Here is a 22,963-nt window from a genome sequence, read left to right on the forward strand (position 1 = left end):
TCACGCGGGACGGAAGGCGTCGGCCGGGAACGTGAGCCGGAACAGCGCCCCGCCGCCCGGCGCCGCCTCCGCCGACAGCTCCGCCCCGTGCGCCAGCGCGATCTGCCGGGCCATCGCCAGACCGAGCCCCGAACCGGGCAGCGCGCGGGACACCTCGGCGCGGTAGAAACGGTCGAAGACATAGGGGAGGTCCTCGGCGGCGATGCCAGGACCGTGGTCCCGGACCGTCAACTCCCGCGCCGAGAGCGTCACCTCGACGGGGGCGCCGCCCGGCGGGGTGAACTTGGCCGCGTTGCCGAGCAGGTTCGCCAGGAGGCGGGAGAGGCGGGACGGGACGCCCGGGAGCGTGCCCGTCGCCGCCTCCGGGAGCACTGTGAGCGAGAAGGCGACCTGCGGCCAGTGGGCATCGGCCAACCGCACCGCGTGGGTGACCAGCGGGGCCAGGGCCACCTCCTCGACGAGCGGCTGCGGCTCCTCGTCGCGGGCCAGCTCGATCAAGTCGTTGACCAGGGACGTCACTTCGTGGATCTGACGGCCCAGCGCGGCCGAGGCCCGGTCGCGCTGGGCGGTCGTCAGACGGTCCGCGCGGGCCAGCAGCTCGGCGTTCGTGCGCAGGGCCGTCAACGGCGTACGCAACTCGTGGGAGGCGTCCGCGACGAGCCGGCGGCGGGCTGTCACGGAGTCCTCCAGTTCGCCCAGCATCGTGTTGAACGAGGCGGCAAGGCGCGTCACTTCGTCCCGGCGGCCCGGCGGCAGGTCGATGCGCGTACGGGCGTTTCGGGTCGCCGCGATGCGCTCCGCCGTCGCCGTCAGCCGGGCGACCGGCGCGAGACCCCGCCGCGCCACCCAGTACCCGCCCGCCGCCGCGAGCGCGACCCCCGCCACGCTGATCGCGGCCAGCAGCGCCGTCGCCTGCCGCAGCCCCTTCGCTGTCGTGTCCGAACGCAGCGCCACCTGAAGCGCCTTGTCCGCACCCCCGCCCGTGTACGCGGTGGTGAGCATCCGCACCCGGTGCCCCTGAAGCGTGAGGTTCGTGTAGTACGGCGCGCGGGTGCCCGCCGCGACCTCGCGCGTGGCGTCCGTGACCGGCAGGAGGTACGGCTCTTCCGGATCGCCCACCGGATCGGCGGGGGCGAGCTGGGCGCAGGCCGGAGCCGCCAGGAAGCGGCACTCGCCGGCCAGCACACCGGTCGGCTCGGCCCGGTTCTGCTGCGTGGCCAGGGTCGCCGCCTGCGTGAGCTGCAGATCGAGCTGGTGGCCGAGCTCGTAGCGGATCACGGCGTACGAGGCCACGCACACGCCCACCGTGATCAGCGCGACCGTGGCGCAGGCGAGCAGCGCGAGCCGGGTGCGCAGCGGCGTGCGGTCCTTGATCCGGGCCCGGCTCACGGCGTGCCGAGCCGGTAGCCGATGCCATGGACCGTGTGCACGAGCCGTGGCTCCCCCGGCGCCTCCAGCTTGCGCCGCAGGTACCCCACGTACACGGCGAGGGAGTTGGAGTCGGGTCCGAAGTCGCGGCCCCACACCGCCTCCTGGATCACCCCGCGCGGCAGGACCTGCCCGGCGTTGCGCACCAGCACCTCCAGAAGCGCGAACTCCGTACGGCTGAACTCCAGGGCCCGGCCGCCGCGCCGGCCCGTGCGCGTCCCCAGGTCGAGGACCAGCTCGCCGTAGGCGAGGGAGCCGGGGGAGTCGTCCGGCTGCGGATCGGGGGCCGCCCGGCGCAGCAGCGCCCGCACCCGCGCCGCCAGCTCGTCCAGCGCGAACGGCTTCACCAGGTAGTCGTCCGCGCCCGCGTCGAGGCCGTCCACGCGCTCGCTCACCGAGTCGAGCGCGGTGAGCACGAGGACCGGTGTGCGGTCCCCTATGGCGCGCATCCGGCGGCACACCGCCAGCCCGTCCAGGACCGGCATCATCACGTCGAGGACGACGGCGTCCGGCTCCCAGCGCGCGAGCGCGCTCAGCGCCCGCTGACCGTCGGGCGCGGACGCCACCCGGTACCCCTCCACCGTCAGCGCGTCCTCGACGGCCGAGCGGACCTCCGGGTCGTCGTCCACGACCAGGATCCGGGCCGTTCCTCCTGCGCTCGCTGCTGTCATGGTCATAAAGGTGCCAAACCCGGCTCTTAAAACCCTCTTAGAGCACCCCGCGACGCTCACTTCTCATGCGAAGCGATCTGCGCAGCGCCCTGCGCACCCCTCTCTCCGTCGTCATCGGCGCGGGCGGCACCGGCGGGCACATCTACCCCGGCCTCGCCCTCGCCGACGCGCTGCGCCGGGCCGTCCCCGACGCGGTGATCTCGTTCGTCGGCACCGAACGCGGCCTGGAGACCCGGCTCATCCCGGCCGCCGGGTACCGGCTGCACACGGTCGACATGATCCCGTTCGACCCGTCCCTCGGCGCCCGCCGCTACCTCCTCCCCGCGGACCTCGTGCGCTCCGGCGCCCAGTGCCGGGCCATCCTGCGCGAACAGGGCGCCCAGGTCGCCGTCGGCATGGGCGGCTACCCGAGCGCGCCCGTGATCGTCGGCGCCCGGATGGCCAAACTGCCCAGCCTCATCCACGAGTCCAACGCGGTCCCGGGCCGCGCCAACCGTTTCGCCGCCCGCCTCACCCCGCACATCGCCGTCGCCTTCGACCGCAGCCGGGCCCATCTGCCGGGCGGCACCCGGGCGGTCACCACCGGCATGCCGATCGCCGCGTCCCTCGCGCACCTCGACCGGCCCGCGCTGCGCGAGGCCGCCCGCCGGGAACTCGGCGTCCCCGACGGCGCCCGGCTCGTCCTCGTCAACGGCGGCAGCCTCGGCGCGGCCCGCCTCACGGAAGCGTCGGTCGGCCTGGCCGCGCGCTGGCGCGGCCGCACGGATGTGCATCTGCTGGTGAAGACCGGCCCGGCGGCCCTGGAGGAGACCCGGCGCCGCCTGCTCGGCACCTCCGCCGTCGCCGTGCCGTACCTCGACCGGATGGACCTCGCCTACGCCGCCGCCGACCTGGTGGTGTGCCGGGCCGGCTCCGCGACGGTCGCCGAACTCGCCACGACCCGGGTCCCGGCCGTCCTCGTCCCGTACCCCCACGCCCCCGGCGACCATCAGACCCACAACGCGCGGGTGCTCTCCGACGCGGGCGCAGGACTGCTGCTCGCGGACGCGGACACGACGCCCGACACCCTCGCCGCCCTCGCCGAACCACTGCTCGCCGATCCGGCGCGGCTCGCGGCGATGTCGGCGGCCGCACCCGCGGGGCCGCACGCCAGGGCGGCCGACCTCCTGGCGCGGCACGTACTCGAACTGGCAGGACAATCAAGGGAGTTGCAGTACATATGACCACCCACGCCACCTCTGTCTGGGCGGGCCGTACCGTCCTGGTCACCGGCGCCGAGGGCTTCATCGGCTCGACACTCGTCGACCTGCTCCTCGACGCGGGCGCGCACGTCCGGGCTTTCGTCCACTACAAGCCGTACGCCGAGAAGGGCCATCTGGCCCACGTGCTCGACGACCCCCGGGTGGAGCTGCTCGCGGGCGACGTCCGCGACGCGGGCCGCGTCGCCGACGCCGTCGCGGGCTGCGACACGGTCTTCCACCTCGCCGCGCTGATCGGCATCCCGTACTCCTACGACTCCCCGGGCGCGTACGTACAGACGAACGTCGTCGGCACGGAGAACATCGCGGAAGCCTGCCGCAGGCACTCCGTGCGCCGACTCGTCCACACCTCGACCAGCGAGGTCTACGGCACCGCGCTGACGGCCCCGATCTCCGAGGACCACCCGCTCCAGCCGCAGTCCCCGTACTCCGCGTCGAAGATCGGCGCCGACATGATGGCGCTGTCCCACTGGCACGCCTTCGAACTCCCCGTGACCGTGGTGCGCCCCTTCAACACGTACGGCCCGCGTCAGTCGGCGCGCGCCGTGATCCCGACGATCCTGGCCCAACTCCACTCCGGCGCCCGGGAGATCAAGCTCGGCTCCCTCACCCCGACCCGCGACTTCACGTACGTCTCCGACACGGCGCGGGGCTTCATGGCGGTGGCGGAGTGCGACCGCGCGCTCGGCCAGGTGGTCAACCTCGGCACCGGCCAGGAGATCTCGATCGGCGACCTGGCGCAGGCGCTCATCGACGCGTCGGGCCACAAGGCCCGGGTCGTCGTCGACCCGGCCCGTCTTCGCCCTTCGGGAAGTGAGGTCCAGCGACTGTTGTCGGACAACGGGCGGGCACGTGAGTGGGCCGGGTGGGAGCCGGAGTTCACGCTGGAGGAAGGGCTGAAGCGGACCTCGGAGTGGGTGGCGGAGAACCTGGGGGTGTTCGCGCCGGGGCGGTATCAGGTCTGACCGGTAGGAGCCACGCTCTCGCCCGTCGCGGGGCGCAGCTCCCAGGGCGATCCGATCGGGTCAGGAGAACATGACGCGATAAGTCTGGTAGCCGGTCCCGACCTGCTTCTTCGCTGCGAAGGGAGCGGCAGCGTTACCGGTGCCCTGGTAGAAGTACAGGTCGCCGTTGGGTTGGCGGGCGATGAGGTCGGCCTTGCCATCGAGGTCCATGTCGCCGGTGGCGACGAGGGCGTCGAACTGGTTCCAGCCGGATCCGATCTTGGTGCGTGCCTCGAAGGGGGCGTTGCCGTCTCCGGTGCCTTTGTAGAGCCATAGGACGCCGGAAGTGTCCCGCGCGACGAGGTCTGGCCACTGGTCGCCGGTGAGGTCGCCCTTGCCGGTGAGCTGGGTGAACTGGTCCCAGGCGGAGCCGACCTTGTGGCGGGCGGTGAGGGTGCCGTCGCTGTAGCCGTAGTAGAACCACAGCACGCCGTCGGCGTCGCGGCCGATCACGTCGTACCCCTGGGCGCCCCCGAGGTTGCCGGGCGAGAAGACGCTGTTGTAGATGTTCCAGCTGCCTCCGACGTAGCCGTAACTGCTGGACAACCCCCCATTGGTGGTCCAGACCCAGGTGTTGTCGGCGACTCCGTCGCCGTCGTCGTCGGCGCTGCTGGCCGTGCGGACGTCCCCGTAGTCGGTGGCGAGCTGCTCGCGCGGGGCGAGGACCGTGGTGCTATCGGCGGCGTAGGAGTACAGGGCGCCCCTGGTGTCGATGGCAAACATGCCGAAGACAGCGGCGGGTTGGGAGTCTGCAGCTACGAGGGTTCGGGTGCGAGCGGGTGCGATGTCCTGGGCGGCCTGCGTGATCCGGAAGGCGTCGGACGACCTGGACGCCGCACCGGTGTCCGCCGACGCGGGGCCGACCGTGAAGATCGCGCCTTATTGATGCGGCCGGACGACCGCCTCGCGCCGGTTCGTCGTGCCGTCGACTTGATTGCTGCACAGCCGGATTGAGGTTGTTATGTCAGGCTCATGACATATGCGGCCGTCGATGACGGTGCGCGGGGGGAATCGGGTTGAGACTCGACAGATCGTTAAGTGGACGTGCAAAACGGAGACTTGTGCGGCTCGCGCCGGCACTGACCTCCGTCACCGCGCTGGCTCTCATGGCAGGGCTGGGCGCACAACCGGGTGCCCTGCCGCCGAAACAGGACGACCGTACGGGCAAGGTCAGCCAGGACTGGAACGAGGACACTGCTGCCGAACAGCTGCGGCAGGACCAGTGCCTGATGAACGGGGTGCTGCAGCTAGGCGGCACGTCCATGGCAGCAGTCGCTCAAGACGCCTTGAACCAGCCGGCGGACCAGCTGCATGTGCTGGCCAACCCTGACTACTGGGACGACACGCCCCTCAACAAGGCGTACGAGGCGGACAAGGCTGTCGCCCGCAAGGCCATGGATGACTTCGACACCCTGAAGGCAGGGTGGCAGGCCAAGCTCGACGGCCTGGACGCGCCAGGCGGGTTCACGGATGCAGGGTTCCACTGGCCGCCCGGCTCAGGAGGCGACGGCAAACAGGACTTCTACGATCAGACCGGGCTTGGGCAGTGGGTCTCGGACACGTTCTCGAAGAACGAGAGCGACTTCTACGAGGACCCGACCCCGCTCGCCGACACGGCGACGAAGAACGCGGTGACGACCCTCGGTGCCCCTCTATACGGCGGCGACACGGGTGGTGTGAGTCCGGCTTACGAGCGTCACGAGGCCTACGACTACCTCACGAACTGGAGCCTGGAGCCGACCGGCGCGGACAACGCCCGGGTCTTCCTGGAGTCGGGCGGCTTCCCCACCTCGGCGCCCCAGCCGGACAGCGCCGAGTTCCGGATCGCGGTCGAAAACCTCAAGACCCGGTTTGCCGCCTGCGCGTGGCGTGACCCGATCGACCCCGACGGGGTGCTAAGCGAGGAGGAGAACGCTTCGGCCGCGGAGTGGCAGCAGGAGATCACCTCCCAGGTCACGCAGCGCAACCAGATCCTGAACGCCAACACCACAGCGGCCAAGGCGCTCGTTTCAGGCTCGAAGATTCTCGGCAACATGCTGGGCAACTCCTGGGTGGCCGACCATGTCGTGCGCTGGCAGGCCTGGTGGGCGCCCGGTGGTGGAGGCAAGGACGATGCGTTCCCGCCGGACGCGGCCCAGTTCACCAAGGCGAAGAACGGTCTGGCCCAAGCGCAGTCGGTCACCAAAGCGCAGCTGATCCTCCTCAAGCAGCAGGCAGCAGCGGCGAAACGAGCGGTGACCGCCAGCGACACCGCGGTGGAGGAAGCGAACGCCATCGCCGACGCGAACGGCGCGCCGCGCGGCCGTGGCCTGCTGGTGGCTCAGCAGAAGGCCCAGGTCACGCACGGCATCGCTGCCGCGCTGGACGCCATGGTCATTGCCGGGCAGACAACCGAGGCAGCCACACACGCGTCCGCCGCTGACAGTGCGACGATCGCGCAGCGTGCGATCGCGCAGGCGGCGCAGTCCAAGGCGGAGTTCCGCAAGGAGTCGGCGCAGTACGCCGAGTTGCAGGCGAAGTGGTCGGCGGCGTCGGCGAAGCAGCACCGCGACAATGCCAAGAAGGACAAGGAGAACGCCGAAGCCGCGCTGCAGGAGGCGCTGACCGCCGAGGGTGATGCCAAGGCGGCGGCGGAGGACGCGCACAAGAAGCGTCTGGCGGCCGAGTCCGAGGAGAAGACGGCCAAGGCGGAGAAGGAGACGGCGGCCGCCAAACAGGCGGAGGCCGCTCAGCACCGCAAGGACGCCGAGGGCTACAACACCACGGCGCAGGACGCCAAGAAGAAGGCCGAGACCGCGGCCGGTACCGCGTCCGCGCGGCGCCATGACGCGGAGACGGCGCGCGACGACGCCAAGGACAAGCGCGACGACGCCTGGGATGCCGAGCAGAAGGCGGATGCCGCCCGGGCGAAGGCGGACGCGAAGGACGCCTACGCCGACTCGCTCGACGCAGGCGATGCGGCAACCGCCGCGCGCACGGCGGCAGATGAGGCGGACCGCCAGGCCACCACGGCGGAGACGGCGGCGAAGAACGCCCGCGCCTCGGCCGACGCGGCCACGCAGGCGGCAGCTGACGCGGACGCGGCAGCCACCCGCGCCGAGGCGGCGGCCGGCCGGGCCCGCGCGGACTCCGACGCGGCGCAGGCCGACAAGGCGACGGCCGACGCAGCGGTGCGCGTGGCGACCAGCGCGGCCGCCGATGCGATCGCGGCGTCGAAGCACGCGGCTGCGGAGGCGGCTCTCGCGGTCAAGGACGCCGCCGAGGCGGAGAAGCACGCCAAGGAAGCCAGGACCCAGGCCGACGAGGCGCTGAAACAGTCCGTCATCGCGCGCGTGGCGGCGGCCAAGGCCGCCGGTTTCGCGTACACCACCGCCCAGGCGGCGGTGGACGCCCGCCAGTCGGCGGCCCGCGTGGCCGACCCGGCCAACGACGCGATCCAGCTGGGCTCCCCCTACGTCACCAAGGACTCCGCGGCCGGGCTGGTCGTCCTGGCCGGCCAGGGTTCGAAGACCATCGCCGAGCAGCAGGCGGCGGTCGCCGACGCGCACGCCGCGAACGCCACGAAGGAGGCCGCGCTCGCCAAGTCCCTGGCCGACAAGGCCTCGGCCGACGCTAAGGCCGCACTCCAAGCGGCAGCGGGCGCGGCTGGTTACGCCGCCGAAGCCCAGGGCTACGCCAAGGAGGCCCTCGGTTACTCAGCGGCAGCCGCCCTGGCAGCGTCCAAGGCGACCCAGTCCCTGACCCGCACCATCGAGTACGACCGCCAGGCCACCGCCGACGCGGCAGCGGCCGACGCGGCAGCCGGCCGCGCCGAGGGCTATGCCAAGGACGCCCGCGACTCGGCCGACGAAGCAGCCCTGGACGCCGAAGCCGCCCGCAACGCCGCCTCCGCGGCCGAAGCGGCGGCGAAGGACGCCCGTACGGCAGCGGACCAGGCGGACGCGGACGCGACAGCAGCCGAAGAAGCCGCCAAGGACGCGGACAAGTACGCCAAGGAGGCACAAGAGGCCTCCGACCGCACCGAGCGGGAAGAGGCAAACCAGGCGAGCTCTACGGGAGTCGGTACGGGCATTCCCGGTGTGTTCGCCGTTCCGGACGAGTCCACCGTCAAGATCGTCAGCTCCAAGCAGATCGGCACGTGCCCGGGCATGCCGGATGCGGCCTTCTTGGGCTGCGACGCGATGTATGACCTGGTCGTCACCTATGAGGCCGATTTCTATTTGTGCGCCGACGGCCAGGCTCAGGCCACGGCCGACGGGTGCCCGAAGGCAGCGTGGCAGTTCCTGAAACGGGCGACGCTGAAGAAGGTCACCATCGAAGGTTGGACACATCATTTTTCCGGCAAGGACATCGTCCGCGCCGGATGGCAGAGCCTCTTCGGTGACATCCCCGGAACGATCCTGTTCGCCTTCTTCGCCGAAGACCTGATGGACTGCTGGCACGGCGACAAGTCCGCCTGCGCCTGGAGCCTCGCCACCCTCATTCCGCTCGATGCGCCTCTGGCCGCGATCGCGGACGCGGTCAAAGCCGTGAACATCTCGATGCGTACCGGCACCGGAGTCACTGAAGCGCTGGCCTTGCTGCGCACGCTGGACATCGACGCGGCGGCACTTGCGGGTATTGAGCGCGAGGCGCAGCTCACCGAGGCGCTGCGGGTCGGCTGCCGGGCCAACAGTTTCCCCGGTAGCACCCAGGTGCTCATGGCGGACGGCTCACACCGGCCCATCAGTCAGCTGGGTGTAGGAGACCGTGTCAGGTCCATGAATCCGGCCTCCGGCCAGGTGCGCAGCCAGCAGGTCACCGACACGTTCAAGCACGACACCCAGCGGCTGGTGGATATCACCGTCGCCGACGGGGGCAGGCTGAGCAGCACCGCCGGCCACCGGTTCTACGTGGTGGACCGCGGGTGGACTCTGGTTTCGGACCTGCGCGTCGGTGACCGCCTCCGCACCCCGGACGGCTCCGTCCGCCCGGTGACGGCCCTTCTCGACCGCTCGGGTCTTTCTCCGCGCACGGTGTACGACCTCACGGTCAGCGATCTGCACACGTTCTTCGTGCTTGCGGGCACCACCCCGGTCCTCGTCCACAACTGCAAGGTCGCCCTGGGGTGGTTCAATGCGAACTTCGACGAGTGGGCCAAGCTCCCCGACAACAAGTTCTTCACCTTGGAGGGGGTGGATGCACGGAACTTCGCCGCTATGGTGCGGAAGATCGTCGCTGATCCGGGTGTCGTGCTACACGTCAACATGACGGGGTTGATCGAAAAAGGAGGCTTCATGAAAGCCGCCAAACGTGGTCTGCTGGCGGGTGAGGATGGGTTCGCCACAGACTACGAGATGTCTCTGATCGCCAGAGCGGTCGCCAATGGTCAACGCCCCTGGGAATCGGTGAAGTTCTATTCCCCATCGGGTGGCGCCATGCGGCTGGACCCACCGACGAAAATGCCGGATCTGTCAGAGTTGGGGAAGCTGGATCCCGTAAGGGGCGGGGTCAACCCGTGGTGCGGCTGCTGAAGGGGCTACGGCATATGAACGCCCACGGGAAAGATTTGTATCCGGACGTGACCGCCTCGGGCGATCTCGCCTCCGCCATGAGAAAGGAGGCGCAGCTGCGAGGATGTGACATCGGACTCGAGCGCTGGGCATCTGACGTCATCAGTATCCAAACAGTGAGAGGCTACCTGTCGGTCGCCACGGCCACCGAGAAACGTCTCTTCCGGCTTAGTGTCGATATTCCCGGGTTCATCTGGGAGATCGGCGAGACGGAGGATCTCGGGCTGCTTGTGGAAGCCGTCGCCGCATGGCGAGAAGGCCTTTCCCTGGACGGGTTGGCGGCACGCTTCGAGTTCATGGAGCTCGACACATTCGCTGGGGCTCTCGAAAGCGGCGAACCGACCTCCTTGCAGTGGACCGGCCTTCTGTCGTCCGAATTCCACCGGAAGCAATGGGCACTTCTGCGCCGCCTGCACGCGGATGAGGTGCTGCAGCACATGTTTCCCACGATCACGCATGGCGCGGTGCGCCTGCGGGTCGAACCGATGGACGCAAGGAGCCGTCAGGTTCTGGTGACCGAGGAGACCGGGGAACGCTACGAGGTCATGCGCGTCGGCGTCCCGGAAGCCGTCTGGACCGAGGTACCGGCCGCCGACCTCATCGCCTACCTCCGAACTGCCCTGACCGAAGAATGATCTCGGCAGATCCGTGAGGCCGAGTCGAACCCTGCCAGGTGATCCCTGGCGGGGTTTCTTCGTGTGTGAGCCACCCGAGCCGGATCGCTCAGCACCACACCTCACCCCGACGCCGCCGCCAGCCCGCCCAGCAACAGCGCCGTGAACCGGCGGACCCACTCCGCGTCCACCGGCTCCGCGCTCACCAGCGTCCGGTGCACGACCGCCCCCGCCGCCACGTCGAAAATCAGGTCCGCCGTCGCCGCGGCGACGTGCGGATCCGGGGCCGCGGGAAGCTCTCCGCGGCGTTCGGCGCGGGTCCGGCCCTCCAGGACGAGTCGTTTCTGCCGGTCCACGATCGAGGTGCGGATCCGCTCCCGCAGCGGAGCGTCCCGCGTGGACTCGGCGACCACCGCCATCAGCGCCGTCTTCGTCTCCGGCCGGTCCAGGATCGCCGCGAACTGGAGCACCACGCCCTCGATGTCGGCGGCCAGGGAACCTCTGTCGGGGAGTTGGAGTTCATCGAAGAGGACGGCCACCGCGTCGACGACGAGTTCGTTCTTGCCGGCCCAGCGCCGGTAGAGCGTCGTCTTCGCGACGCCCGCCCGCGTCGCCACATCGCCCAGCGTCAGCTTCGACCAGCCGAGGTCCACCAGGGCCGCACGGGTCGCCTCGAGGATCGCCTCGTCGGCCGCCGCGGACCGCGGGCGGCCGAGGCGGCCAGGTGGGGGCGGCGTGCGGCTCTGCATGGTCGCGACCATACCGGCCAGTAGGCATCGTGGCGCGAGTGAGGCAGATCACTCGGAGGTCCCCTCCGGCGCCGTACCTCCGACAGATACGCTACGACTCGTAGCGAAAGCTCGATCTCGTACGACCATCTCTCGGATCTGCACCCGAGTGGCACCGACGAGCGGCAACCACCAGGTGCCGGGTGGGGACCCGGCGCCGAAGCACTACGCCGAGTCCGCTCCGTACGTCTCGCAATCCGGCGGGAGGCGACGGAGCCGGACCCGGCCCACAACCGTCCGCGGAAGGGGGAGACTGTACGCATGCAGCCACGGAACATGTCCATGAGCGGAGTCGTCGATCTCGCCGCCGTGAAGTCGGCCCAGGAGGCCAAGGCGAAGGCGGAGCAGGCGCGCGCCGAAGCGGCCCGGCAGGGCGGCGGCGGAGCGGTGTCCCCGTCGAGCCTCGTCATCGACGTCAGTGAGGCGGACTTCGAGCGCGATGTACTGCAGCGCTCCGCCGAAGTGCCCGTCGTCATCGACTTCTGGGCCGAGTGGTGCGAGCCCTGCAAGCAGCTGAGCCCGCTGCTCGAGCGCCTCGCCGCCGAGTACAACGGCCGCTTCGTGCTCGCCAAGATCGATGTCGACGCCAACCAGATGCTGATGCAGCAGTTCGGGGTCCAGGGGATCCCGGCCGTCTTCGCCGTCGTCGCCGGGCAGGCGCTGCCCCTCTTCCAGGGCGCGGCCCCCGAGGACCAGATCCGCGGCACCCTCGACCAGTTGATCCAGGTCGGCGAGGAGCGCTTCGGCCTCACGGGTATCGCCGTCGACTCCGATGCGGAGGACGCCGCCCCGGTCGTGGAGACCCCGGCCGGACCTCACGACGCGCTGCTCGAAGCGGCGGTCCAGGCCCTTGACGCCGGCGACCTCGCGGGCGCCGTCCAGGCGTACAAGAACGTGCTGTCCGACGACCCCGCGAACACCGAGGCCAAGCTCGGTCTCGGCCAGGCCGAGTTGCTGCAGCGCGTGCAGGGTCTCGACCCGCAGGCGGTCCGCAGGGACGCGGCCGAGAAGCCCGGTGACGTGGCCGCGCAGATCGCCGCCGCCGACCTGGACCTGGTCGGCGGCCATGTCGAGGACGCCTTCGGACGGCTTGTCGACACCGTGGCCCGCTCGGCCGGCGACGACCGCACCGCGGCCCGCGTCAGGCTTCTCGAGTTGTTCGAGGTCGTGGGGGCCGATGACCCCCGGGTGAGCACCGCGCGTACGGCTCTGGCCCGCGTTCTCTTCTGAGCCACCGGTGACCTGTTCCTAAACGCCACGGCTTGTGATGCCGGGGTGAAAATTCTGTCCCCAGGGACGCACAGCGGCCGCGCTTTACCAAAACTTGGTAAACGCGGCCGCTGTTACTTGGAGTAAGTCGAGGGCGTCGTTCCGCCTGGTTTCGTACCGAAATCAACCAACATAACGACCGCGTCGGAAACACCCTGCGTTGCCGTTCGATGCCGGGCGGTCGTTGTTCGGTTATCCCTCCGTTACCCGTGAGTAACGAACCCCCTTGTGCGAGCGCCGCGAATGCACCACGATCAGGCACGCTCGGTCCACTCCCCACCGTCCGACAGCCACTCGGACAGCGGGGGTCTTGGGTCCCCACCGGGCAGGTCGGCGGTGAAGCCTTGGGGAGCGCCGCCGGTCTGGGACAGGGGGGTCTCGGCCATTTTCTGGTTGAGCCTGTCCAGCAGGTTGCGCGTGATGGTTCAGGTGCGACCAGTGGTTGTCGCTCGGGGGTGATCGCCGGTGATCAAGGTGCGGATGCGCCTCCGATTCGGGCGCTCTCCTTCCCGAGGACGTAGCACTTCTCCCATCCCTGCCCGGCTGAGCCGCTGCATTGGGCAGTCAGGGCCGGAGATGTACGTCCGAGAAGGAGGAAAGTCATGAAGTCCGTGACTCGTGGTGGAACCAGATGGAAGCGGTTCGCCGTAGTCATGGTGCCGAGCGTCGCGGCTACAGCCGCGATAGGTGTCGCCCTCTCGCAGGGCGCGCTTGCGGCATCGTTCAGTGTGTCGGGTCAGTCGTTCAAGGTGAAGGTCAAAGAGCTCGACGCCGATGGCATGATCCAGTACGGCGCCGTCGACGCTGAGAAGAACGGGACCCCTCACCCGGTCTCGGTCTCCGCGTTCAACTCGGCCGACCTCACCGACATGTGCCAGTCCGTGGTGACCCACGTGCCGGTCCTCGGTGATGTCACGCTGCGGCTGAACGCCGGTGGCAATGGCACGCCGGCCCATGCCGACAAGATCTACATCGACGTCGCGCAGCTCAAGGCGGACGCCGAGTTCACCAACATCAACATCGGTGTTGCCGCCGGGACCTCCAGCAAGGGTCCGGGCATGAAGGGGGGCAAGGAGCAATCCGACCCCAACGGCTTCGCGCAGGAAGCGGATCACGCCAACCTGAAGGACGTCGAACAGACGGCCTGGGCGACGAGTGCCGGCACCTTCAAGCTCAACGGGCTGAACATGAGCCTGAAGAAGGGCAGCGGCAAGGGCATCGAGTGCTTCTAGGCCTCACCGCCTAGCGATCTCTCGCCGCATCGCGTCGCACGGAGGGGCGCGGGGGCATGGCCCGCACCACTCGGCCGAGGTCCCCGTGCCCGTACCGCACACATCACCACCGAACAAAACGCCAGTCCTGAGGAGCTGTACGACATGAGCGCCGAAGCGCAAGCAGGGGTGGACGACAGGTTCGGCCACGCACGCCGGACGTTCCGCACTTGGCGCGGCCAACGCCCCTTCTGGGCAGGTCTGTTGACCCTGCTCGGCGGCATCCCGATCATGTATTTCCCGTACGCGAACCTGACGCTCGGCACGATGACGATTCGGATGGCCACCACGGCCGGCGCCGGATCGCTGATCATCGGCGCCCTGCTTGTCGTGCTCGGCCTCACGATGTGGTTCCAATACCAGTCCCGCGTCTTCGCGGGTGTCGCGGCGATCCTGCTCGCCCTGGTCTCCCTTGTCGTCTCCAACTTCGGCGGATTCGTCATCGGCTTCCTGCTGGCCCTGATCGGCGGCGCCCTCGGTATCTCCTGGAGTGCGGCCAAGCCGCAGGAGAAGGCCACTGCGGCGGACGCCGGCGTTGCCGGGCCCGATGACGCGGCCCCCGTGCCGCCCATCGCGGGCGCCACCTATCAGGTCGCGGGCGCACACCACGACGAGTCAGGGAAGAGCCCGGACAACGGGACGAACGGGAGGCACCGTGCCGGCTGACGAGGTGCACCACGAGGGCTCCGCGGGGGAGTCCCGTGCGAGAACCGGGCCGCGGCATGCAGCAGCCAGAAAGCACCTGTTCACCAGGTTGCACATGCCCGCGGGCAAGGCGATAGCCATCGCGGCCATGCCCACGGCCGTACTGATGGGCCTCGGCATGACGCCCACGCTGGCGGCGGCCAAGGACAACCCGACCAAGTTCTCGGCGGACGACTACAAGGCCTGCGCCGACGCGGTGCAGGCCGAGCGCGACGCCAAGGACGGCAAAGCCACGGACGACAAGGACAAGGACAAGGCCGAGGAGTCCACCTCCCCGTCGCCGTCCGCGTCCGAGTCCACGGACAAGGACACCGGCAAGGACACCGACAAGGGCGGGGACAAGAAGGACGAGGCCACGCCCTCGCCCTCGGCCTCCGCCGGGACCAAGTCGGGCTCCACCGCCGACGAGGAGAGCAAGGGCAGCGCGGCTCAGGACGCCGCCACGCCGTCGCCCTCCGCGTCGGAGACCAAGAACCCGCTCGACCCCCTGGGTGTCGGCGACGCGCTCAAGGACCTGTTCACGCCGAAGGACAAGGAGACGGCAAGCCCGACTCCCAGCCCCTCGGCGTCGGAGTCCGGCTCCAAGGAGGAGTCCGGCTCCAAGGACAAGGATCTGGGCTCCGCGGTCAAGGACACCGTCGACGGTGTCGGTGACACGGTCAAGGACACGACCGACAAGGCCGGCGACGCGGTCAAGGACACCAAGGACGGCCTCGACAAGGCCGCCGAGGACGCCAAGAAGAAGGCGGCGGAGGCGGCGACCCCGTCCCCCGGCGCCACCGGTGTCCCGGACGACTGCCCGGCCGCCACCGATGCCGAGGGCGCCGACGAGAAGACGCCGGTCCAACTGCCCAACGAATCCTGGAAGTTGGAGGCCAGTTCGCTCCTGCTGAAGGGCGCGGACTACCAGGGCCTGGTGGACGTCAAGATGGCCGACGGCACCGTCAAGCGCGTCATGAAGTACGTCATCTCGAACGGCACGGACATCGGGGACCTGCACCAGATCGCCCCCGGCGCGCACGGCAAGTCGTTCCACATCCGCTCGGACAAGGGCTCCACGTCCACCATCCGGAACGGGACGACGACCATGTACACGGAGGAGCTCTCGGGCAACCTGCTCGGGCTCATCCCCATGACGTTCAACGCGAAGAACCCGCCGCCGGTCAACCTGCCGATCCTGTACTTCACCAACGTGAAGGTCACGCAGGCGGCGCAGTTCGGCGGGACTCTGCACGTACCCGGTCTGCGGTCCACGATCGAGGACAGCTGACCTACCGGTAAAGGTTCAGGACCCGTCCGGGAGCCGCACAAACGCCGAGGGCGCCCCCTGTCTCGTACAGGGGGCGCCCTCGGCGCGTGTTCCGGAAGCAGCCGCTAGTCGCGGTCGCCGCCGCCCAGGTGGTGCACCCGGACCATGTTGGTGGAGCCGGGGATGCCGGGAGGCGAGCCGGCCGTGATGACCACGGTGTCGCCGTCGTTGAAGCGGTTCAGCCGGACCATCTCGGCGTCGACCAGCTCGACCATGGCGTCCGTGTTGTCCACGTGCGGCACGACGTAGGACTCGACGCCCCAGGTCAGGGAGAGCTGGTTGCGCGTGCTCTCGTCCGTGGTGAAGGCCAGGATCGGCTGGGCCGCGCGGTAGCGCGAGAGCCGGCGGGCCGTGTCACCGGACTGCGTGAAGGCGACCAGCGCCTCGGCGCCCAGGAAGTCGGCGATCTCGGCGGCGGCACGGGCCACCGCACCACCCTGCGTACGCGGCTTCTTGCCGGGCACGAGCGGCTGCAGGCCCTTGGAGAGCAGCTCCTCCTCGGCCGCGCGGACGATCTTCGACATCGTCTTGACGGTCTCGATCGGGTACGCGCCCACCGAGGACTCGGCCGACAGCATGACCGCGTCGGCACCGTCCAGGATCGCGTTGGCGACGTCGGACGCCTCGGCGCGCGTGGGGCGCGAGTTGGTGATCATCGACTCCATCATCTGGGTCGCGACGATCACCGGCTTGGCGTTGCGGCGGCACATCTCCACGAGGCGCTTCTGCACCATCGGGACCTTCTCGAGCGGGTACTCGACGGCGAGGTCGCCACGGGCCACCATCACCGCGTCGAACGCCGCGACGACGCCCTCCATGTTGGCGACGGCCTGCGGCTTCTCCACCTTGGCGATGACGGGGACCCGGCGGCCCTCCTCGTCCATCACCTTGTGGACGTCCTTGACGTCGCCGGCGTCGCGCACGAAGGACAGGGCGACCATGTCGCAGCCCATCGCCAGTGCGAAGCGCAGGTCCTCGATGTCCTTCTCGGACAGGGCCGGTACGTTGACGGCCGCGCCGGGCAGGTTGATGCCCTTGTGGTCGGAGATGACGCCGCCCTCGACGACGATCGTCTTGACCCGCGGTCCGTCGACCTCGACGACCCTGAGCTCGACGTTGCCGTCGTTGATCAGTACCTGGTCGCCCTTGGAGACGTCGCCGGGCAGGCCCTTGTACGTCGTGCCGCAGATCGACTTGTCACCCGCCACATCCTCGGTGGTGATGGTGAACTCGTCACCCCGCACCAGCTCGACGGGGCCCTCGGCGAAGGTCTCCAGACGGATCTTCGGGCCCTGGAGGTCGGCGAGGACACCCACCGCGCGGCCGGTCTTCTCGGCAGCGGCGCGCACCCGGTCGTAACGACCCTGGTGCTCGGCGTGCGAGCCATGGCTGAAGTTGAAGCGGGCCACGTTCATACCGGCTTCGATCAGCGAGACGAGCTGCTCTTCGGAGTCGACGGCGGGGCCCAGCGTGCAGACGATTTTGGAACGGCGCATGGGGGCGATCCTATCGGTTTGTTTCGCTACGGAATATTCCGTCTGGTGGAAACTACAAATGGGCGGACAGGTGCTCAGGCGTTGCGGTTCTCCGGCGGGGCGATCAGTGCGTAGGTCTGCTGCGCGATCTCCAGCTCCTCGTCCGTGGGGACCACGGCGACGGTGACCCGGGCGTACTCGGGCGAGATGACCCGGGCCTCGTCGGAACGTACGGAATTCAGCTCACCGTCGACCGCGAGCCCCAGCTCCTCGAGGCCCGCGACCGCAGCCTCCCGCACCGGCGCCGCGTTCTCACCGACCCCGGCGGTGAACGCGACCGCGTCCACCCGGCCGAGCACCGCGTAGTACGAACCGATGTACTTCTTCAGGCGGTGGATGTAGATGTCGAAGGCGAGCCGTGCCTCCTCGTCGCCCTCGTCGATCCGCCGCCGGATCTCGCGCATGTCGTTGTCGCCGCAGAGACCGATCAGGCCGCTCTTCTTGTTGAGAAGGACGTCGATCTCGTCCGCGGACATATTGCCCACCCGCATCAGATGGAAGATGACGGCCGGGTCGACGTCTCCTGAACGCGTACCCATCACCAGGCCCTCAAGCGGCGTGAGGCCCATCGATGTGTCCACGCAGATCCCGCCGCGCACAGCGGAGGCCGAGGCGCCGTTGCCCAGGTGCAGGACGATGACGTTGACGTCCTCGGGCTCCTTGCCGAGCAGCTGCGCCGTCTTGCGCGACACGTACGCGTGCGAGGTGCCGTGGAAGCCGTAGCGGCGGATGCGGTGCTCGTCGGCGGTCTTCACATCGATCGCGTAGCGCGCGGCCGACTCCGGCATCGTCGTGTGGAACGCCGTGTCGAAGACCGCGACCTGCGGCAGGTCGGGGCGGAGCGCCATCGCCGTACGGATGCCCGTCAGGTTCGCCGGGTTGTGCAGCGGCGCCACCGGGATGAGCCGCTCCACCTCCTTGAGCACCGCGTCGTCGATCACGGTCGGCTCGGAGAAGAACAGGCCGCCGTGCACCACGCGGTGGCCGATGGCGGCCAGCTCGGGGGAGTCGAGACCGAGCCCGTCCTGCGCCAGCTCGTCGGCGACCGCCTTGAGGGCTTCCTCGTGGTCGGCGATCGGCTGCTCCCGCTCCCGTGCCTCGCCGCCCCCGCCGGTCAGCGGCGTGTGCTTGAGGCGTGAGGTCTCCTCGCCGATGCGTTCGACGAGGCCCGCGGCGAGCCGCGAACCGTCGCGCATGTCGAGCAGCTGGTACTTCACCGACGAGGAGCCGGAGTTGAGGACGAGGACTCGGGTCGCGGTCACGGAAAAGCTGCCTTTTCGTCGGGTACGAGGTATGCGTTACGAGGTATGCCTACGAGGTTCAGCCGGCCGGCGTCTGGGCCTGGATCGCCGTGATGGCGACCGTGTTCACGATGTCCTGCACGAGCGCGCCGCGGGACAGGTCGTTGACCGGCTTGCGCAGGCCCTGGAGGACCGGGCCGACGGCGATCGCGCCGGCCGAGCGCTGCACGGCCTTGTACGTGTTGTTGCCGGTGTTGAGGTCCGGGAAGATCAGCACGCTGGCCTGGCCCGCGACCGCGGAGCCCGGCAGCTTGGTGGCCGCCACGCTCGGCTCGACCGCGGCGTCGTACTGGATCGGCCCCTCGATCTTCAGCTCGGACCGCACCGAGCGCACCAGCTCGGTGGCCTCGCGGACCTTGTCGACGTCGGCGCCGGAGCCGGAGGTGCCGGTGGAGTACGACAGCATCGCGATGCGCGGGTCCACACCGAACTGCTCGGCGGTGACCGCGGACTGCATGGCGATGTCCGCGAGCTGCTGGGCGTTCGGATCCGGGTTCACGGCGCAGTCGCCGTAGACGAGGACCTTGTCGGCCAGGCACATGAAGAAGACGGAGGAGACGATCGCCGCGTCCGGCTTGGTCTTGATGATCTCGAAGGCGGGCCGGATGGTCGCGGCCGTGGAGTGCACGGAGCCCGACACCATGCCGTCCGCCAGGCCCTCCTGGACCATCAGCGTGCCGAAGTAGTTCACGTCGGCGACCACGTCGTGCGCCAGCTCCACGGTGACGCCCTTGTGGGCGCGCAGCTCGGCGTACTCACTGGCGAAACGGTCCCGCAGCTCGGAGGTCCGCGGGTCGATGAGCTGGCTGTCTGCCAGGTCTACGCCGAGATCGGCGGCCTTCTTGCGGATCTGCTCGACAGGCCCGAGCAGCGTCAGGTCGCAGACCCCGCGGCGCAACAGGACATCGGCGGCGCGCAGTACCCGCTCCTCGGTGCCCTCGGGCAGCACGACGCGGCGCTTGTCCGAACGGGCCTGCTCGAGCAGCTTGTGCTCGAACATCATCGGCGTGACGCGGTCCGTGGCCGGCGCCTGGATGGTCTTGAGCAGCCCGGCCGTGTCGACGTACCGCTCGAAGAGGCCCAGGGCCGTCTCCGCCTTGCGGGGCGTCGCCGCGTTCAACTTGCCTTCCAGGGCGAAGAGTTCGCCCGCCGTGGGGAACGAGCCGCCCGCCACCGCGACCACCGGCGTGCCCGGTGCGAGCCGGTCGGCGAGCTTGAGGATCTCCTCGCCCGGCCGCTCGTTCAGAGTGAGCAGGATGCCCGCGATGGGCGGGGTGCCCGCGCTGTGCGCGGCGAGCGAGCCGACCACCAGGTCGGCGCGGTCGCCGGGGGTGACGACCATGCAGCCCGGGGTCAGCGCGTTCAGGAAGTTCGGCAGCATGGCGCCGCCGAACACGAAGTCCAGGGCGTCGCGCGCCAGGCCCGCGCCGTCGCCGAGCAGCACCGTGCCGCCGAGGGCGTGGGTGATCTGCGAGACGGTCGGCGCGGAGAGCGCGGGCTCGTCGGGCAGCACGAACGTGGGCACCGGGAGATGCGCTTCGAGCTGCTGATGGATCTCGTCGCGGTCCGAGGCGGCGACCCGGTTGACGATCATCGCGAGGACGTCGCAGCCCAGGGCCTCGTAGGCGCGGTACGCGTTGCGGGCCTCGGCGCGCACCGACTCGGCGGTCTGCTTCTTGCCGCCGACGACCGGCAGCACGGAGGCGCCGAACTCGTTCGCGAGCCGGGCGTTGAGCGCCAGCTCGTCCGGGAGCTGGGTGTCGGCGAAGTCGGTGCCGAGCACGAGGACGACGTCGTAGTCGCGGGCCACCGTGTGGAACCGGTCGACCAGGCGCGACAGCAGCTCGTCGGTGCCCTGTTCGGCCTGGATCGCGGAGGCCTCGTGGTAGTCGAGGCCGTACACGCTCGCCGGGTCCTGGGACAGCCGATAACGCGCCCGCAGCAGATCGAAGAGCCGGTCGGGGCCGTCGTGGACGAGCGGGCGGAAGACCCCCACCCGGTCGACCTGGCGGGTCAGGAGCTCCATGACTCCCAGCTCGACGACCTGCCGGCCGTCACCCCGGTCGATCCCGGTCACGTACACGCTGCGCGTCACGCGTGCTCTCCGTTTCCTCGGTGGTTTCCTCGGCGGCCGAAAAGGCCGCGCTGAAAAAATGGCCGTAATGGAAGCCGTGCCCTCTTGACAATACCTCTGGCGGTGGCTAGGTCGCCCGCCGGACAGAAGTCCTGTAAAGCAGGGTCCCCGTGCCCTCCGACAGCATGCCGAAGCCCCTTGCGTGGCGTGCGCGAACGCGGCCCCTCCCGGAGCGTGGAAGAATCACAGTGGCTCACACGTACCGGCAGCGAGCAGGAGACACAGCACGATGCGTATCGGAGTTCTCACCGCAGGCGGCGACTGCCCTGGCCTGAACGCAGTGATCCGGTCGGTCGTGCACCGAGCCGTCACGCACTACGGCGACGAGGTGCTCGGCTTCGAGGACGGCTACGCGGGGCTGCTCGACGGCCGCGCCAGGACCCTCGATCTCAACGCGGTCAGCGGCATACTCGCCCGCGGCGGCACCATCCTCGGCTCGTCCCGCCTGGAGCGCGACAAGTTCCGCGCGGCCTGCGAGAACGCCAAGCAGCTCGCCGAGGAGATCGGCTTCGACGTCCTCATCCCGATCGGCGGCGAGGGCACGCTCACCGCGGCCCGGATGCTCTCCGACGCGGGCCTGCCCGTCGTCGGCGTCCCGAAGACGATCGACAACGACATCTCCTCCACCGACCGCACCTTCGGCTTCGACACCGCTGTCGGCGTCGCCACCGAGGCGATGGACCGCCTCAAGACGACCGCCGAGTCCCACCAGCGGGTCATGGTCGTCGAGGTCATGGGCCGGCACGCGGGCTGGATCGCCCTGGAGTCCGGCATGGCCGGCGGCGCCCACGGCATCTGCCTGCCCGAGCGCCCCTTCGACCCGGCCGACCTGGTCAAGATGGTCGAGGAGCGGTTCGCCCGCGGCAAGAAGTTCGCCGTCATCTGCGTCGCGGAGGGCGCGCACCCCGCCGACGGCACCATGGACTACGGCAAGGGCGCCATCGACCAGTTCGGCCACGAGCGGTTCCAGGGCATCGGCACCGCCCTCGCCTACGAGCTGGAGAGCCGCCTCGGCAAGGAGGCGCGGCCCGTCATCCTCGGCCACGTGCAGCGCGGCGGTACCCCCACCGCGTACGACAGGGTGCTCGCCACCCGGTTCGGCTGGCACGCCGTGGAAGCCGCGCACCGCGGCGAGTTCGGCCGGATGACCGCGCTGCGCGGCACCGACATCGAGATGGTGCCGCTCGCCGACGCCGTCACCGAGCTGAAGACGGTCCCCAAGGACCGGATGGATGAGGCGGAGTCCGTTTTCTAGGCGCCCCGCGTCGGGCTCGGATTCTCGTCTGCCGGGCGAGGCGGCTCACCGGCTTTCCGCCGGTGGTCCTGCTGCGCGCAGTTCCCCGCGTCCCTGAGGTGCGCACTCCGTGCGCTTCCTCAGGGGCGTCGCTTCTAAGGGTTGCGGATCCTCGACCAGAACTCGTCCAGGATCCGGTCCAGGAAGTCCCGGCCCGCGTCCCCCGCCCCGGCCGACGCACCGCCGCCCCAGCTCAGCGTCGCGGCCATCAGTGCCTGGTACTCCAGGTGCATCTCGTGCAGCACGTCCTCCGCCTCGCGCCGCTGCACCGGCACGAGCCGCGCCAGCGGCCGCACGTACGCCTGCCAGCGCGTGGTCGCCGCACTGTGCAGCAGCTCCGCCAGCTGCGCGTCCCGCCCGGTCACCGTCGAGAACGCGCGCGGCGCGAGCCGCAGCGTCCCGGCGAGCGCGCTCGACTGACGGTCGTTGCCCCGCCATTCGCCGGTCTCCTCCATGCGCAGATACGCGTGGATCTCGACGCCGACCTCCCGCGCCACGTCCTCCGGGGCGAGCCCGAGCGCGAGCCGGTGCTCCCTCAACGTCCGTGGCGCACCGATGAGTTCGCCCTGTGAGCACCACAACGCCCCGGCGAGCGCGGTGAGTTCACCCGCCGAGGGTGCCGCGTCACCGCGCTCCCAGGCGATGATCGTCTCGGGGGTTATGTGCGCGAGTCCATAGGACGCGCGCATGCCGTACGCGACATGGCCCGGCGCCATCCCGAGCGCCTCGCGGAGGCGGCGGGCGGCGGGGGCGTTGAACGGCGGGGTGGGCTGCTGATGCGACGCGGCGGTGTGCTGCACGGGCACAAAGTAGGGGGGAACGGCCCGCT

At 69.9% G+C, this 22,963-nt stretch carries 18 protein-coding genes; 9 read left to right on the plus strand and 9 right to left on the minus strand.

The features are described 5' to 3' along the window. Positions 1 to 1,389 (minus strand): sensor histidine kinase, encoded by a 1,389-nt coding sequence (locus ACIREE_RS02970; RefSeq protein WP_404145218.1) that lies wholly within the window; start codon positions 1,387 to 1,389, stop codon positions 1 to 3. Beyond that, the gene (locus tag ACIREE_RS02975; protein ID WP_404145219.1) at positions 1,386 to 2,099 is read right to left on the minus strand and encodes a response regulator transcription factor; all 714 of its coding nucleotides are present in this window, start codon (positions 2,097 to 2,099) and stop codon (positions 1,386 to 1,388) included. Before ACIREE_RS02975 ends, ACIREE_RS02970 begins: the two co-directional genes overlap by 4 nt. Positions 2,100 to 2,164: 65 nt before the next feature. On the opposite strand from ACIREE_RS02975, the gene ACIREE_RS02980 reads away from it, so the two are divergent. Then, the gene (locus ACIREE_RS02980) at positions 2,165 to 3,322 is read left to right on the plus strand and encodes a UDP-N-acetylglucosamine--N-acetylmuramyl-(pentapeptide) pyrophosphoryl-undecaprenol N-acetylglucosamine transferase (protein WP_404145220.1); all 1,158 of its coding nucleotides are present in this window, start codon (positions 2,165 to 2,167) and stop codon (positions 3,320 to 3,322) included. Next, positions 3,319 to 4,323: a GDP-mannose 4,6-dehydratase gene (locus tag ACIREE_RS02985; protein ID WP_404145222.1), complete on the plus strand. Its 1,005-nt coding sequence runs from the start codon at positions 3,319 to 3,321 to the stop codon at positions 4,321 to 4,323. Before ACIREE_RS02980 ends, ACIREE_RS02985 begins: the two co-directional genes overlap by 4 nt. A 60-nt stretch (positions 4,324 to 4,383) precedes the next feature. Here the strand turns inward: ACIREE_RS02985 and ACIREE_RS02990 are convergent, their stop codons facing one another. Further along, positions 4,384 to 5,085, minus strand: coding sequence for an FG-GAP repeat domain-containing protein (locus ACIREE_RS02990; RefSeq protein ID WP_404145224.1), 702 nt, complete (start codon positions 5,083 to 5,085; stop codon positions 4,384 to 4,386). Positions 5,086 to 5,378: 293 nt separating this feature from the next. On the opposite strand from ACIREE_RS02990, the gene ACIREE_RS02995 reads away from it, so the two are divergent. Beyond that, the gene (locus ACIREE_RS02995) at positions 5,379 to 9,875 is read left to right on the plus strand and encodes a polymorphic toxin-type HINT domain-containing protein (RefSeq protein ID WP_404145226.1); all 4,497 of its coding nucleotides are present in this window, start codon (positions 5,379 to 5,381) and stop codon (positions 9,873 to 9,875) included. Beyond that, complete coding sequence (locus ACIREE_RS03000; RefSeq protein WP_404145228.1) at positions 9,860 to 10,549, plus strand: hypothetical protein; 690 nt, start codon at positions 9,860 to 9,862, stop codon at positions 10,547 to 10,549. The genes ACIREE_RS02995 and ACIREE_RS03000 overlap by 16 nt, the downstream gene beginning before the upstream one ends. 101 nt (positions 10,550 to 10,650) lie before the next feature. On the opposite strand, the gene ACIREE_RS03005 is transcribed toward ACIREE_RS03000, so the two are convergent. Next, the gene (locus ACIREE_RS03005) at positions 10,651 to 11,277 is read right to left on the minus strand and encodes a TetR/AcrR family transcriptional regulator (protein ID WP_404145230.1); all 627 of its coding nucleotides are present in this window, start codon (positions 11,275 to 11,277) and stop codon (positions 10,651 to 10,653) included. Between the two features lie 300 nt (positions 11,278 to 11,577). Here ACIREE_RS03005 and ACIREE_RS03010 point away from each other — a divergent pair, with 300 nt between their 5' ends. Beyond that, a complete protein-coding gene (locus tag ACIREE_RS03010; RefSeq protein ID WP_404145231.1) occupies positions 11,578 to 12,546 on the plus strand; it encodes a tetratricopeptide repeat protein in 969 nt (322 codons plus the stop codon). A 293-nt stretch (positions 12,547 to 12,839) separates the two neighbouring features. Here the strand turns inward: ACIREE_RS03010 and ACIREE_RS03015 are convergent, their stop codons facing one another. Continuing rightward, on the minus strand, positions 12,840 to 12,971 hold the full coding sequence (locus tag ACIREE_RS03015; RefSeq protein ID WP_404145233.1) for a hypothetical protein: 132 nt from the start codon (positions 12,969 to 12,971) through the stop codon (positions 12,840 to 12,842). 216 nt (positions 12,972 to 13,187) lie between these two features. Here ACIREE_RS03015 and ACIREE_RS03020 point away from each other — a divergent pair, with 216 nt between their 5' ends. From ACIREE_RS03020 to ACIREE_RS03030, 3 genes are all read left to right on the plus strand, one after another. Continuing rightward, the gene (locus tag ACIREE_RS03020; protein WP_404145235.1) at positions 13,188 to 13,817 is read left to right on the plus strand and encodes a DUF6230 family protein; all 630 of its coding nucleotides are present in this window, start codon (positions 13,188 to 13,190) and stop codon (positions 13,815 to 13,817) included. Positions 13,818 to 13,961: 144 nt separating this feature from the next. Then, the gene (locus ACIREE_RS03025) at positions 13,962 to 14,522 is read left to right on the plus strand and encodes a DUF6114 domain-containing protein (protein WP_404145236.1); all 561 of its coding nucleotides are present in this window, start codon (positions 13,962 to 13,964) and stop codon (positions 14,520 to 14,522) included. A 94-nt stretch (positions 14,523 to 14,616) separates the two neighbouring features. Beyond that, complete coding sequence (locus ACIREE_RS03030; protein ID WP_404145238.1) at positions 14,617 to 15,831, plus strand: hypothetical protein; 1,215 nt, start codon at positions 14,617 to 14,619, stop codon at positions 15,829 to 15,831. A gap of 104 nt (positions 15,832 to 15,935) precedes the next feature. On the opposite strand, the gene pyk is transcribed toward ACIREE_RS03030, so the two are convergent. The 3 genes from pyk to pta all read right to left on the minus strand — a co-directional run bounded on the left by pyk (position 15,936) and on the right by pta (position 20,801). Continuing rightward, the gene (pyk, locus tag ACIREE_RS03035) at positions 15,936 to 17,366 is read right to left on the minus strand and encodes a pyruvate kinase (RefSeq protein WP_404145240.1); all 1,431 of its coding nucleotides are present in this window, start codon (positions 17,364 to 17,366) and stop codon (positions 15,936 to 15,938) included. 74 nt (positions 17,367 to 17,440) lie between these two features. Next, positions 17,441 to 18,667, minus strand: coding sequence for an acetate kinase (locus ACIREE_RS03040; RefSeq protein ID WP_404145241.1), 1,227 nt, complete (start codon positions 18,665 to 18,667; stop codon positions 17,441 to 17,443). Between the two features lie 58 nt (positions 18,668 to 18,725). Beyond that, the gene (pta, locus tag ACIREE_RS03045) at positions 18,726 to 20,801 is read right to left on the minus strand and encodes a phosphate acetyltransferase (protein WP_404145242.1); all 2,076 of its coding nucleotides are present in this window, start codon (positions 20,799 to 20,801) and stop codon (positions 18,726 to 18,728) included. A gap of 268 nt (positions 20,802 to 21,069) precedes the next feature. Here pta and ACIREE_RS03050 point away from each other — a divergent pair, with 268 nt between their 5' ends. Then, on the plus strand, positions 21,070 to 22,095 hold the full coding sequence (locus ACIREE_RS03050) for an ATP-dependent 6-phosphofructokinase (RefSeq protein ID WP_404145244.1): 1,026 nt from the start codon (positions 21,070 to 21,072) through the stop codon (positions 22,093 to 22,095). Between the two features lie 134 nt (positions 22,096 to 22,229). Here ACIREE_RS03050 and ACIREE_RS03055 read toward each other — a convergent pair whose 3' ends face one another. Then, positions 22,230 to 22,940, minus strand: a complete 711-nt coding sequence (locus ACIREE_RS03055) for a helix-turn-helix domain-containing protein (RefSeq protein ID WP_404145246.1) — start codon at positions 22,938 to 22,940, stop codon at positions 22,230 to 22,232. Between the last annotated feature and the right edge of the window lie 23 nt (positions 22,941 to 22,963).

The sequence above is a fragment of the Streptomyces sp. NPDC102467 genome, from assembly GCF_044765445.1.
Taxonomy (GTDB): Bacteria; Actinomycetota; Actinomycetes; order Streptomycetales; family Streptomycetaceae; genus Streptomyces.

What these genes read in the sequence shown, in the direction of transcription:
- ACIREE_RS03005 (WP_404145230.1), bottom strand. Translation starts at nt 11,277, where the DNA reads ATGCAGAGCCGCACGCCGCCCCCACCTGGCCGCCTCGGCCGCCCGCGG.
- ACIREE_RS03020 (WP_404145235.1), top strand. Translation starts at nt 13,188, where the DNA reads ATGAAGTCCGTGACTCGTGGTGGAACCAGATGGAAGCGGTTCGCCGTA.
- ACIREE_RS03010 (WP_404145231.1), top strand. Translation starts at nt 11,578, where the DNA reads ATGCAGCCACGGAACATGTCCATGAGCGGAGTCGTCGATCTCGCCGCC.
- ACIREE_RS03015 (WP_404145233.1), bottom strand. Translation starts at nt 12,971, where the DNA reads ATGGCCGAGACCCCCCTGTCCCAGACCGGCGGCGCTCCCCAAGGCTTC.
- ACIREE_RS03050 (WP_404145244.1), top strand. Translation starts at nt 21,070, where the DNA reads ATGCGTATCGGAGTTCTCACCGCAGGCGGCGACTGCCCTGGCCTGAAC.
- ACIREE_RS02990 (WP_404145224.1), bottom strand. Translation starts at nt 5,085, where the DNA reads ATGTTTGCCATCGACACCAGGGGCGCCCTGTACTCCTACGCCGCCGAT.
- ACIREE_RS02975 (WP_404145219.1), bottom strand. Translation starts at nt 2,099, where the DNA reads ATGACAGCAGCGAGCGCAGGAGGAACGGCCCGGATCCTGGTCGTGGAC.
- pyk (WP_404145240.1), bottom strand. Translation starts at nt 17,366, where the DNA reads ATGCGCCGTTCCAAAATCGTCTGCACGCTGGGCCCCGCCGTCGACTCC.
- ACIREE_RS02985 (WP_404145222.1), top strand. Translation starts at nt 3,319, where the DNA reads ATGACCACCCACGCCACCTCTGTCTGGGCGGGCCGTACCGTCCTGGTC.
- ACIREE_RS02980 (WP_404145220.1), top strand. Translation starts at nt 2,165, where the DNA reads ATGCGAAGCGATCTGCGCAGCGCCCTGCGCACCCCTCTCTCCGTCGTC.
- ACIREE_RS03025 (WP_404145236.1), top strand. Translation starts at nt 13,962, where the DNA reads ATGAGCGCCGAAGCGCAAGCAGGGGTGGACGACAGGTTCGGCCACGCA.
- ACIREE_RS03030 (WP_404145238.1), top strand. Translation starts at nt 14,617, where the DNA reads ATGCCCGCGGGCAAGGCGATAGCCATCGCGGCCATGCCCACGGCCGTA.